This window comes from Lutimonas halocynthiae, from assembly GCF_030409835.1.
Lineage (GTDB): Bacteria > Bacteroidota > Bacteroidia > Flavobacteriales > Flavobacteriaceae > Lutimonas > Lutimonas halocynthiae.
This window is the reverse complement of the sequence record NZ_JAUFQO010000012.1, coordinates 103,847-116,996: the sequence shown is the minus strand read 5'-3', so window position 1 is coordinate 116,996 and position 13,150 is coordinate 103,847. Positions and strand designations below refer to the sequence as shown.

General features: G+C 36.4%; 12 protein-coding genes. 4 read left to right on the top strand and 8 right to left on the bottom strand.

The window, feature by feature from the left end; all coding sequences use genetic code 11:
• Positions 1-80: 80 nt before the first annotated feature.
• From QWY87_RS12155 to QWY87_RS12140, 4 genes are all read left to right on the top strand, one after another.
• Positions 81-2,555 (top strand): TonB-dependent receptor, encoded by a 2,475-nt coding sequence (locus tag QWY87_RS12155; RefSeq protein WP_290291538.1) that lies wholly within the window; start codon positions 81-83, stop codon positions 2,553-2,555.
• Between the two features lie 127 nt (positions 2,556-2,682).
• Positions 2,683-4,083 (top strand): class II fumarate hydratase, encoded by a 1,401-nt coding sequence (gene fumC / locus QWY87_RS12150; RefSeq protein ID WP_290291536.1) that lies wholly within the window; start codon positions 2,683-2,685, stop codon positions 4,081-4,083.
• Positions 4,084-4,158: 75 nt separating this feature from the next.
• Positions 4,159-4,704, top strand: a complete 546-nt coding sequence (locus QWY87_RS12145; protein WP_290291533.1) for a nucleoside deaminase — start codon at positions 4,159-4,161, stop codon at positions 4,702-4,704.
• A 15-nt stretch (positions 4,705-4,719) separates the two neighbouring features.
• Positions 4,720-5,127: a hypothetical protein gene (locus QWY87_RS12140; protein ID WP_290291532.1), complete on the top strand. Its 408-nt coding sequence runs from the start codon at positions 4,720-4,722 to the stop codon at positions 5,125-5,127.
• A gap of 283 nt (positions 5,128-5,410) precedes the next feature.
• Here the strand turns inward: QWY87_RS12140 and gnd are convergent, their stop codons facing one another.
• From gnd to QWY87_RS12100, 8 genes are all read right to left on the bottom strand, one after another.
• Positions 5,411-6,811 (bottom strand): NADP-dependent phosphogluconate dehydrogenase, encoded by a 1,401-nt coding sequence (gene gnd, locus QWY87_RS12135; protein ID WP_290291530.1) that lies wholly within the window; start codon positions 6,809-6,811, stop codon positions 5,411-5,413.
• Complete coding sequence (locus QWY87_RS12130; RefSeq protein ID WP_290291529.1) at positions 6,808-7,284, bottom strand: gluconokinase; 477 nt, start codon at positions 7,282-7,284, stop codon at positions 6,808-6,810. The genes gnd and QWY87_RS12130 overlap by 4 nt, the downstream gene beginning before the upstream one ends.
• A gap of 1 nt (position 7,285) precedes the next feature.
• Positions 7,286-8,248 carry an SMP-30/gluconolactonase/LRE family protein gene (locus tag QWY87_RS12125; protein ID WP_290291528.1) on the bottom strand — a complete coding sequence of 321 codons (963 nt, stop codon included), beginning with the start codon at positions 8,246-8,248 and terminating at the stop codon, positions 7,286-7,288.
• A gap of 23 nt (positions 8,249-8,271) precedes the next feature.
• Positions 8,272-8,898: a gluconate 2-dehydrogenase subunit 3 family protein gene (locus tag QWY87_RS12120; RefSeq protein ID WP_290291527.1), complete on the bottom strand. Its 627-nt coding sequence runs from the start codon at positions 8,896-8,898 to the stop codon at positions 8,272-8,274.
• Positions 8,895-10,598, bottom strand: a complete 1,704-nt coding sequence (locus tag QWY87_RS12115) for a GMC oxidoreductase (protein ID WP_290291525.1) — start codon at positions 10,596-10,598, stop codon at positions 8,895-8,897. The genes QWY87_RS12120 and QWY87_RS12115 overlap by 4 nt, the downstream gene beginning before the upstream one ends.
• A gap of 178 nt (positions 10,599-10,776) precedes the next feature.
• Positions 10,777-11,289 (bottom strand): DinB family protein, encoded by a 513-nt coding sequence (locus QWY87_RS12110; protein WP_290291522.1) that lies wholly within the window; start codon positions 11,287-11,289, stop codon positions 10,777-10,779.
• A 94-nt stretch (positions 11,290-11,383) separates the two neighbouring features.
• Positions 11,384-12,574, bottom strand: coding sequence for an acetate/propionate family kinase (locus QWY87_RS12105; RefSeq protein WP_290291520.1), 1,191 nt, complete (start codon positions 12,572-12,574; stop codon positions 11,384-11,386).
• Between the two features lie 24 nt (positions 12,575-12,598).
• Positions 12,599-13,150 carry a GNAT family N-acetyltransferase gene (locus QWY87_RS12100; RefSeq protein ID WP_290291517.1) on the bottom strand — a complete coding sequence of 184 codons (552 nt, stop codon included), beginning with the start codon at positions 13,148-13,150 and terminating at the stop codon, positions 12,599-12,601.

The window sequence follows — 13,150 nt, the reverse complement described above, 5'->3', positions numbered from 1 at the left end:
TATTAACAAATATTTAACTAAAACAAGATTAAACTAAGGTCTATATTTCAAGTCTTAAAATCTTACAGCTAAACTTTCTCATGAGAATAATTATCATAGCCCTCTTATTATGCTTTTTTTTGCCCTTAATCGGATTGGCTCAACAAGGCAAAAGACCCAACAGCGGCACAGAACGAAAAAGAGAAGTGATAGAAATAAAAGGGACAATACTTGAAAAAAATGGTAAAATCCCGCTTGAATTTGCTACCGTCATTTTAAGACCTTTAAGAGGTGATAAGGTTTTTGGAGGAATGAGTGATGGAAAAGGGAAGTTTTTAGTTGAAGTTCCCAAAGGTCGATATAATATTAGCTTCGAATTTCTATCATTTAAAACAGTCAATATTGAGGATGTTGCCATCGACGCAAATATGAATTTGGGTGAAATCTTTATGGAAGAAGACTCGGAATCATTGGATGAAGTAGAAATAATAGCTGAAAAAAGCACTTTAGAGGTAAAACTAGATAAGAAAATTTACAATGTAGGAAAAGACATGACCGTAAAGGGAGGAACTGCCAGTGATGTGCTCGATAATGTTCCTTCTGTAACAGTAGATGCAGAAGGTGTTGTAAGCTTAAGAGGTAATGAAAATGTCAGAATTCTCATAAATGGGAAACCAAGCGGATTGGTTGGACTTAATGATACAGAGGCGCTAAGACAATTTCCAGCCGACGCCATTGCCAAAGTGGAAGTCATTACAAGCCCTTCTGCTCGTTATGACGCTGAAGGAACTGCAGGCATATTAAATATCATCTTAAGGAGGGATAAAATAACCGGTTTTAATGGTGTTGGAACCATCAACCTTGGGTCTCCTGATTACTATGGGTTTTCAACAAGTCTTAATTACAGACTTAAGGATGTGAATTTTTTCACTAATATTGGTTATTCTGATCGTGAATCTCCGGGTAATTCAAGTGCTGAAACAACTTACTTTTCGCCAGATGCCAGTTTTGCATCAACCAATGAACAGACTAAATATCTCAGGAGTGGAGATAATTTAAACCTCAATTTCGGTATAGAGTATTATATAGCGAAAGAAACCTCTATTACAGCAAGTTTTTTATACAGAAATTCAGATAGAGACCGCGTATCCGAAAATATGCTCGATGCTTTTGACGAATTTGATGATCTGGCGAGTTCGACCCTTAGAATTGAAAACGAAGTATCTAAAGACAAAGTATATCAATATGACCTCAACTTCTTACATAAATTCAAAAAAGAAGGACATCAAATAGATCTAGACCTGCAATACCAAGATAACAGCGATGTTGAAAACAGTCTTATCACCAATGCCGAAACTTTTCCGGATATGAATGAACAACCCTCGCAAATAATTGATTCAGACGAGGTACAAAAGCGTTTTCTGATTCAGAGTGATTATGTTTTGCCAATTGGTGAAAAACAGCAAGTTGAGTTGGGGTTTAGAATTAACAGTGATGATCGACAAAATGATTATAAGTTTTATGATGAAAATGATGATGGCGATTTTATTATTAATGATAGCCTCACCAACTTTTTTGAATATGACGAAATGATAACTGCAGTATATGGTCAATATGGGAATAAGTTTGGTAAATTCTCTGCGCTTCTCGGCCTGAGGATTGAAGGTACAGATATTGACATACGTTCAACAGGGAAAGATATCGATTCATTAAATCAAAAGAATTATGTCAACGCCTTCCCCACCGCAAACCTGGTTTATGAATTCACTGAAAGTGAAAACCTGACATTAGGTTATAACAGCAGAATCAGAAGGCCGAGATCAAGATTTATCAACCCTTTTCCTTCTCAATCAAGTCGAACGACAATATTCCAGGGGAATCCTGATTTAGATCCTTCAATATCTCATGGCGTTGATCTTGGTTATTATAAAAGGTGGCAAAAAGTAACCTTTAACACATCTGTTTACTATAGTCATGCAACAGATGTATTCCAGTTTATTCGAACAGACACAGGCGAGACTACAGAAGATGGCATCCCAATCATTCGTTTGACACCGATTAACCTGAGTACTGACGATAGATATGGTACGGAGTTTTCAGCCAGCTATACCCCTAAAAAAAATTGGCGATTTAATGGAAGTTTTAATTTCTATAACTCGACAATAGACGGAGAATATGAAGGAATCGATTACGGATCTAGTTTTAACAGCTGGTTTGCAAGATTAAGCTCAAAACTTACCTTACCTGCCGATATAGATTGGCAAACTACCATGATGTTTAGAGGCCCAAGGCAAAATTCTCAGACTAAAAGTGAGGGAATATTTTCAATGAATTTAGCATTTAGTAAAGATATTTTAAAAGGAAATGGAACCCTCGTTTTTAATGTGGATGATGTGTTCAACTCCAGGAAGAGAGTTTCGGAAACGACTACGGATTCCTTTATTCAAAATAGTGCATTCCAATGGAGAGAAAGACAGTTTAGACTTTCCTTTACGTATCGACTCAATCAGAAAAAACAACGTGAACGCCAACGCAATGGATCAGGTGGTGGTGATGGTGAACAGTTTGGTTCATAATAGGAAACCCAGTATTCTACTGCCCCTATTTAATCCTTTCAAAAGCTAAAATACAAGCCTATTTCAAATCGATTTTACTAGCTATTTTGTATCTTTATACCTTAATAGAAGGACAAAATTTTTACTTATGAAATACAGAATAGAGCACGATACTATTGGCGAAGTCCAAGTACCCGCAGAAAAATATTGGGGAGCTCAAACCGAAAGGTCAAGAAATAATTTTAAAATTGGCGAAGAAGCTTCCATGCCAAAGGAAATCATTGAAGGATTTGCTTATTTAAAAAAGGCAGCTGCCTATACAAATCACGATCTTGGAGTGCTTCCAATAGAAAAAAGAGACGCAATTGCGGCTGTTTGTGATGAAATTCTGGCAGGAGAACTTTTTGATCAATTTCCTTTAGTGATATGGCAAACAGGATCAGGAACTCAAAGCAATATGAATTGTAATGAGGTTATTGCAAATAAGGCCCATATAAATAATGGCGGTGATCTTACTGGCGACGATCGATTTATTCATCCTAACGATGATGTTAATAAATCTCAATCTTCTAATGACACATTCCCAACAGGAATGCATATTGCTATTTATAAAAAAATTGTAGAAACAACCATTCCGGGTGTTGAGCAATTAAGAAATACTTTACAGCAAAAATCAATTGAATTTGCGAATGTTGTAAAAATAGGTAGAACCCATTTAATGGATGCGACTCCATTGACTTTAGGTCAAGAGTTTTCTGGTTATGTTTCTCAACTTGACCATGGGTTAAAAGCATTAAATAATACCTTAGATCACTTAGCGGAACTTGCTTTAGGAGGAACTGCCGTAGGAACTGGAATTAACACTCCTGAAGGTTATTCGGAACTCGTAGCGAAATATATCGCAGATTTTACTGACTTACCATTTATAACAGCTGAGAATAAATTTGAGGCACTTGCCGCTCATGATGCTGTTGTTGAGACACATGGAGCTTTAAAACAATTAGCTGTTTCGTTGATGAAAATAGCCAATGACATCAGAATGCTGGCATCAGGACCGAGAAGTGGTATTGGAGAACTAATTATTCCTGCTAACGAGCCGGGTTCATCTATTATGCCAGGTAAAGTAAATCCAACCCAAGCAGAAGCCTTAACTATGGTTTGTGCACAGGTGATTGGTAATGACGTAGCCATAACTGTTGGTGGCATGACAGGTCATTATGAGCTAAATGTATTTAAACCGGTAATGGCTGCAAACGCACTTCAATCAGCTCAATTGATTGGGGATGCCTGTGCATCTTTTGAAGAAAACTGCGCCATTGGTATTGAGCCTAATTATCCACAAATCAAACAATTATTGAATAATTCTTTGATGTTAGTTACCGCTTTGAACACTAAAATTGGTTACGAAAATTCGGCTAAAATTGCTAAAACAGCGCATAAAAATGGCACTACATTAAGAGAAGAAGCTATCAATCTTGGCTTTTTAACTGGTGAAGAATTTGACGAATGGGTAAGACCTGAAGACATGGTTGGTAGCCTAAAAGTATAAGGTAAATTATTGAAATAGAAGTATAGGATTGATAAACCTATACTTCTATTTCTAACATAAATACAGTGAATATTCATGTGTAACAGTTTCAATAAAAAGTTTTTGGATGAAGCAGCGAAAGCGCTAAATGAAAGTGGTGATGAACCTTTTCATAGCGACGAAAATTTTATGAATCTGGCAATTGAAGCTGCTATAAAAGGAGTTCTTGCCAACGATGGAGGTCCGTTTGGTTGTGTTATAATCAAAGACGGAGAAATCATTGGGACCGGCAACAATAAGGTTACATCGAATAATGACCCAACGGCTCATGCTGAAATTATGGCCATTAGGCAGGCTTGCAAAAACCTAAATTCCTTTCAATTAGACGACTGCATTTTGTACACAAGTTGCGAACCATGCCCTATGTGCTTTGGAGCCATTTATTGGGCCAGACCTAAAAAAGTGTTTTATGCTTGCAACAAAACCGATGCTGCGGAAATTGGTTTTGACGATGAATTTATATATAAAGAGTTAGATCTTGAGCTCTCTAAAAGAAGCATTCCCTTCGAACAGATCAACAGAGAAAACGCCGTGAAGGCATTTAAAGCTTGGAAAGAAAAAGACGATAAAATAGAGTATTAACTTAATTTTTCTATTATGCGTAAGGTAGGAGTTTGGATCGATCAAAAAGAAGCAAATATTATCACTTTAAGTAGAGATACTACTTACTCAAAAACAATTTATTCTGATGTTGAAACTAGAATTCGAATTGAAGGAGAAAAAAAACAATTCGGAAGATTTGGTGATCAATATATGGTAGATGAAAAGGGAAAAGAAAATCGGGTTAAAGAGTATACCCAAAAATACTTACATCGGGTTTTAAAAGAATTAGATAAGGCTGGTGAAATATTACTTTTCGGACCAGCTCAAACTAAGTTCCGACTTGAAAAACTTATTTCCGAAATACCCCAAATGGCTATTAAATTAAAAGATATTAAAACCTCTGAAAATATGACACATAACCAAAAATCGGCCTATGTGAGAGATTACTATAAAAATCGGTGATTATAAACCGCGGCTAAGCTGCCTAATCCTGTTGTAGTATTCCTCGTATTCCTTTTCTGCTAGTCGCTGCGCCTTACTGTTAAAGATTTCCTTTTGACTGCGCTGTTTTTTATCAGAACCTTTAGAGATTCCAATTCTGTCATTTTTCATTTTTACGCAATTTTTTATTTAAGAACGTAAAAAACAGACCTTTTATTATAATTGCATTCGAATCAATTGTTTTATTAAGAGCTCAGCCCCCTGAATTCTAAATGATTATGATCTTATTAGAATTGGCGCTTCATCACCATTTTGTATGGAAATAATCACCGCTTTGATCATCGGTACGCTGGTACGTATGTGCTCCAAAAAAATCTCTCTGAGCCTGAATGAGATTAGCAGGTAGCCGCTCACTTGTCATGTCTATCCAATAATAATAAGCTGCTGTGAAACAATGCAAAGAACTCCTTGAATTTAAGCCAGCTTGCAAAACCGCTCTTAAGTCTTTCTCATGATCCAATAAATCTGTAAAAACCATATCCATTTGAAACAAATCTCTTTGTGTTTTAAACCCTTCATGCAGTGAGTTCATCAAATGAGATTTTATGATACAGCCATTAGACCATATTCTAGCAATATCAGAAAAATTAAGTTTCCAGCTATAACTTTCTGAAGCCAGTTCCATGAGCTTAAATCCTTGCTGATGATTAATCAAGCGCGCCATCTTATAGGCTTCTTTGATCACATCTGTTTGAGGTAGATTAAAGTCATTTGTATTCGTTTTAACTTTCTGTGACATCGCCACCCTACTTTCTTTAAACGACGAAATATATCTTGCAAAAACCGCAGATGACATCATTGTGTTGGGTATACCCAGGTCAAATGCTGCCTTACTAGACCATGAACCTGTACCTTTGTTACCAGCTTTATCTAAAATCTTATCTAATAAATAGTCATCTCCTTCTTTTTTACGAAGAATCTGAATGGTAATATCAAGTAAATAACTAGATAATTCTCCCTGACTCCAGGATTCAAAGACTTTAGCAATAGCTTCGTTCGAATTATGAACAGATAACATGGCGTAGATTTCAGCTAACAACTGCATTTCAACATACTCAACCCCATTATGAACCATTTTTATAAAATGTCCGGAGCCTTCAGGTCCTATATATGCACAACACGTTTTCCCAAAGTCGTCCTTTGCAGCAATCGATTCCAATACATTTGAAACAACCTCATAGCTCTCCTTTTTGCCTCCTGGCATTATTGAAGGACCTTTTCTGGCACCTTCTTCACCTCCTGAAATTCCAGCTCCGATAAATTCGACACCTTGTTCCTGACATAGTTCGAACCTCCTCTTTGTATTGATATAATGAGAATTTCCACCATCGATAATAACATCTCCCTTAGAAAGTTTTGGAATCAAATTATTCAATACCAGATCTACAGTTGGTCCTGCTTTGATCATTATCAGAATCTTTCTTGGCCTAGCCATAGATTCAATAAAAGCATCAAGATCAGTGAATCCATGAAGGTTTTTCAAATGAGAGTTCGCTTTCATAAAATCATCAACCACTGCTTCTTCTCCTCCTTCAGCTCTATTAAATACAGATAACTCATAGCCTTTGTCTGCGATATTCAAACTAATACTACTGCCCATTACACCGAGGCCAAACACCCCAAATTCACTCTTTATGTCACTCATAGACTCGATTTAATAATATTTATAATCTCCTCAGGAGATTTATTTATATCAATATGTATTCCATAAGATGGAACTTCTAGCGCATCAAATTGAGATTTCAACATATGTTCACTCATATAATGCCCTTTCCTGCTGCTCATTCTATTATAGATCAGGTCATAATCTCCTGCAAGAAAAACCCAACGGCAATCTTCTAAACCCTGTGATAAAACAGCTCTATATTTCTCCTTTAGGGCTGAACAAGCCAATATGGCTCCTCCCTCCTTTTCCCATTTTTGCAGATGCCCTGATAAAGAACTCAGCCAAGAAGCACGATCTGAATCATCAAGTGCCTGACCATTCTTCATTTTTTCAACATTCTCTTTAGGATGAAAATCATCCGCATCATAATAAGGAATTCCCATTTCCTTAGAAAGATTTCTCGCTATGGTTGTTTTACCACAGCCGCTAACACCTATAACCTGAACTATCATATTATTTACCAAAAAAATTACCTGCCACCCCAACAATACCAGGTTTCACAGTGAATAATGAACCTGCATAAGGGTACTTTATCTTTTCCTCCTCTGTCATATCTAGACTTGAAGTTGTGATGTACAAAGTATCAAAATTCTTTCCTCCAAATGAGCAGGAGGTTACATTATGAGCAGGTACTTCAATTTTCTCTATCAATTTCCCTGATAAGGGATCAAAACGGGCTACCGCATCGCCATTCCATAAACCAACCCACAATTTATCTTCTGTATCTATAGTCATTCCGTCACCAAAACCTAATGATTCAGGGATGATAACTGCTATACGTTCATTCGAAATCGTACTGTTCTCAGCATCAAAATCAAATGCTCTAATATGACCTGTTGGCGTATCGATATAATACATGATGCTTTTATCTTTTGTCCAGACAATACCATTTGAAATGGTTACACTATCCAACATTTTCTTCGCATCCCCTTTTTGGTTGACCTTATATAAATTAGCTTTGGGTTCAGACTGATCTAAATGCATCGATCCAATCCATAAATTTCCATTCGGATCACATTTCCCATCATTAAACCTGTTATAGGTCATTTTCGCTTCAACATCTGATAACAATTTAATCTCACCATTTGATGTGTTGATGATATAAATTCCATCTTCTAATGCGATGACCGCTTCTTCTTTATTTTTTGGAACAATCGTGCCAATCCTTGAAGGGGTATCAAAAGTTGTGTTTGTTTTTTTAGAGGGATCAAATAAATGGACTTTTTTACCTTCAATATCAACCCAATACAATCTTTGTTCTTTATGGTCCCAAAATGCTCCCTCACCCAATTTGGATTCTATTTCATAACATAATTCGGCTTTTTTAGATTTCATTTTCTCATTATTTTGACCGTAAGTCACAAAGTTCAGCAACAGCAGCATAGCAGCTAAAGCAGGGATTGATTTTCTTTTCATTGAATCTTATTTTTCAAACATCATTATATGGTCCAAGCATTGCCTATATCAGCTACTGGAATACAAGGATCGTAGCTCCCTGGAATTGGATCAAAATTAAGGACTTCTCTGCCAATTTTTTCAGAGGTAAAATATCCAAACAATGAAAGCTTTCTAATCTGTATCAAACAAGAATACATCTTATAATCGTCCATTTCGGACAGCTCTATTTTATCAAGCTCTTTACGCTGTCTTGTCAGCACTTTTGATTGAACATCAGGTTCTAAATCAAAATAATTTGCAAACAGCTCAGCCAATTCATCTCTGTTGGACTCACCTATATCCTTATTGAATTTATCTTTAAACCGTTGGGCAAAAACAAGACTCCCATCTTTAAAAATCACTTGTTCTTCAGACCTCAACATATCATGAGACATCATATCTATAAATTGAGGTAAATTTACGTCTAGTCCTCCAGGCGTATCCGTGGCAGGCAGGATAATATCTACCAAATGACTTATATAATGTTTCTCGTTGCCATTTAAAAAAACAGCTTCCCATAAATCTTCTTTCTTTGTGCTGCATGATTCCAAAATGCTTAGCACAGACGGAGCCGCAACAGCATAGCCAAAGGTCAGTCCTAATCCTTTAATTATATCTCTTCTGTTCATGATCTATTTTTAGCATTTTTCTTAAATTCCTTTATAGCATGATCAGCAGCTCTCGCGGTAATTGCCATATAAGTAAGTGACGGATTCTGACATCCGGCAGATGTCATACAGGCACCATCAGTTACATATACATTTTGAACACTATGCACTTGATTGTATTTGTTCAGAATTGACGTTTTGGGATCTCTCCCCATTCTAGCTCCCCCCATTTCATGAATGGCCAATCCGGGTGCAAATTGATTAGGATCATCAAAACCTTTTACATTTTCATACCCAGCGGCTTCAAGCATTGCAATAGCCTGTTCTTGAATATCTTTTCGCATGAGCCTTTCATTTTCTTTAAACTCAACATCAAAAACAACTGTGGGGAGCCCCCATTTATCAACTTTCTCGTAGTTTAATACTATTTTATTATCATGATATGGAAGACATTCCCCAAAGCCACCCATGCCTATTACCCATGGCCCAGGTTTTACAAGTTCATCTTTTAAATCTTTCCCATAACTAAGTTCTGCCACGGCCCTTCTCCAATTCTGTCTACTGGCTGAGCCTTGATAACCATATCCTCTTTTAAAGCTTGGATGCTCCGTATCTTTATCTAAATTTATAAACCTAGGAATATAAAAGCCCCCTGGTTTTCTCCCTTTATAGTATTTATCCTCATGCTCATTTACCTCAGCATAGGCGCCTACTCCCAACTGATGGTCCATTATATTACGTCCTAATTCATCATGATCATTACCCAGTCCGTTTGGAAATCTTTCTGATTTAGATTGCATCAAAATAGCCGTTGAAGCGATCGCAGATGCGCAACAAAAAACAACTTCAGCTTCAAAAAATAATTTTTCTTTTGTTTCTGTATCGATTACCCTTACCCCTGATGCTTTTTTAGTTTTTTCCTCATAGACAATTTCATAGGCTATAGAATTGGGCCGGAGGGTCATGTTACCTGTTCTTTCGGCTGCGGGCAAAGTTGAAGCATTACTGCTAAAATATCCCCCAAAAGGACAACCTCTTATACACCTGTTTCGAAATTGACATTTACTTCTCCCTTCATGTGCTTTGTCTCCGGTAATATGAGCTACTCTTGCCTGGGTCACCACCCTGCCATCCATTTTATCGGCAACTCTTTCGGCAAAATCTGCTTCAACACAATTATAGGGCATTGCTTCGGTGAGCTTCCCATCAGGAAGTTGCTGTAATCCCAAATTAGTACCGCAGACACCAATATATTCCTCCACTTTGTCATACCAAGGCGCAATATCTTTATATCGGATGGGCCAGTCAATACCATTCCCATCTTTTTTATTTGCTTCAAAATCCATTTCGCTTAAGCGATAAGAATGCCTTCCCCATGTAATCGATCTTCCTCCAACATGATAGCCTCTCATCCAGTCAAACCTTTTGGTTTCTGAATAGGGATGTTCAATATCATCCACAAACCAATGTTTACTAGCCTCAGCGGTAGTATATCCTGTTCTTGATTGCTTCTCTTGTCTTGATTTCTCCTCTGGTGTTATTCTGTTTCTGTGTTTAAAATCCCAGTTTTCATCATGCATTGTAGGGTAATCTAACACATGTTTTACCATCCTGCCCCTTTCAAGAACAAGGGTTTTTAATCCGTTCTCGCAAAGTTCCTTAGCTGCCCATCCTCCTGATATCCCAGTACCTATAACAATCGCGTCAAAGTTATTCTCCATTTTATTCAACTCTTGTTTGTTTATTAACTCTACTTAATTCTGATTTAAAATCTATTTTCGGGCATTACATGTTAGTGCAAAATACTGCGATTAACCTTGACAAATGTTCAGAATTCTTCAATGAAAATTTATAGAATCTAGTTTTCATTATGAAATTGCCAAAATAATAGTATAAAACCTAAAGATACCTTTCTTGAATTATTTTTAAATGATGCAATACATGGCCTGAGCAAATAAATGCAATAGCCCTCACAGAAATCGATAGTCCTTCTACAGTTCCTGCGCAACTTAGCTCCTTAACGCTAAAATCTTTAAACATTAAAATATTAGATCTCCGTAGCAAACAAAATTCGTCAAGTAGGGTTGTAAATTCACGATTATTACTGTCGTAGTTTGTAACATATGAATTTTCATCAAATCCTGACAATGGTTTTTCATCTTGTCTTGAAAACCTCAATGCCCTATAAACAAATACACGTTCAGCATCAATCATATGCTGAACTAACTCCTTTATTGTCCATTTACCATCAGCATATCGATATGTCTGTTTGGAATCTTCAATGTCATATAATACTTGCTCAAAAAGCTCAAGCGACATTTCAAGCGAATCCATCAAATTGGGTTCACCCTCTAGAACATCAATATAAGGTTGGTAAAAAGGAGGATATTCTTGTTTTTGAGGTATAGACATTTTCAGAAATTAAAAATTCAAACGCCTAATTTAATTAATTCTTACCAATCTATGTAATCGACCAAATAAAATTGGTCGGTATTAACTTTCAAATTCACAAATTCTTTACCAACTGATACGATTGTTTGGCAATTTCAATTTCCTCATTAGTAGGAATCACTAAAATCTTTACAGAGGCGGTAGCTTTTTGAATTTCCCTAAGCTCCTTAGCGCGAACATCATTCTTCTCATGATCCAATTCAATTCCTAAGAATTCAAGGTCAGTACAAATCAATTCTCTCATCATGTTTGAATTCTCTCCTATTCCAGCAGTAAATACAATGGCATCAATACCATTCAAAACAGCAGCATAAGCGCCTATGTATTTTTTTACTCGATGGGCATTCATTTTTAAGGCCAGATTACATACCGCATCACCTTGTTCGGCATTGGTTTCTATCTCGCGAAGATCACTGTAACCAGTAAGACCGACCATCCCACTCTCTTCCTGAAGGATTTTTTTAACCTCATTTGAACTATATCCTAATTCATCCATCATATAAAAAATAACGGATTGATCAATATCGCCACTTCTTGTACCCATTACCAAACCATTCATTGGGCCAAAGCCCAAAGAATGCTCAATGCTTTTCCCATTTTTTATTGCTGTTATGCTACAGCCATTCCCTAAATGAACTGTAATAATTTTTGAATCATTCTTCTTCAAATAATCAATAGCTTCCTTCGAAACATAACGATGACTTGTACCATGAAAACCATAAGCTCTAATTTGATGATCTGAATAGAGCGTTTCTGGAATGGCGTATCTAAAGGCCTCTTCAGGCATACTTTGATGAAATGCTGTATCAAAGACTGCAATTTGTGCAGCGCGTTTAAAGATTTTTTCCGAAACTTCGATACCCTTAAAATTATGTGGATTATGCAAAGGTGCTAAACTGAATAATTCCTTAATTTTCTCCTTAACATCTTCGTCAATCAAAACAGTTTTTGAAAAAGAACTTCCTCCATGAACTACTCTATGTCCTACTGCATCAATTTCATCAGCATCTTTGAGCAAACCAACTGATGGTTCAAGCAAAATTCCAGCAATCATTTCAAGACCTTGCTCGTGATTCTTTATAGAACGCAGCTCTTCAAACTCCTCATCATTTACTTTTAATTGAATTTTAGATCCATCCAATCCAATTCTTTCGACCATTCCATTTGCTAAAACGCTTTTTTCCGGCATCTCAATCAACTGAAATTTGATCGATGAACTTCCTGAATTGATTACTAATATTTTCATGTATTACGTTTTTCTTTTTATAAATTATGCTTCAAAAAACTCTTTAGGATACACAAGTTCTCCTTCTATCCCTAATAATTCATCTTTTTTAAGCTCTATGACAAATCCATTTTCATCCGGTACTTCAAACGGAAAATGGATCCCAAATTTTGACGCCTTTTGATATCCAAATTTAGGGTAATAATGTTTGTGTCCAATAATGACGATAGATCCATATCCCATTAATGAAGCTTTTTTATGTGCAAAACTGATTAATGCTGCTCCCACACCTCTATTTTGAAAAGCCTTATCAACAGCAACAGGAGCTAAGACAAGTGTTGTATGTAGTCTCTTTTCATTTTTTATTGCTGCTTTTGTCAATAAAACAAAACCTACAATCTTAGAGTTAAATATAGCAACTAAAGAAAGTTCTGGTATAAAGCCATCTGATTTTCTCAATCTCTCGACCAAATATTGTTCTTTATGATCGCTATACTCTTCATCAATAAAAGCCTCTTTGACAAGTTGAAATACCCTCGCCTGATCCTCCTGAACCTCCTCTCTAATAACGATACTCCCGTCTATCATTTCACGCAT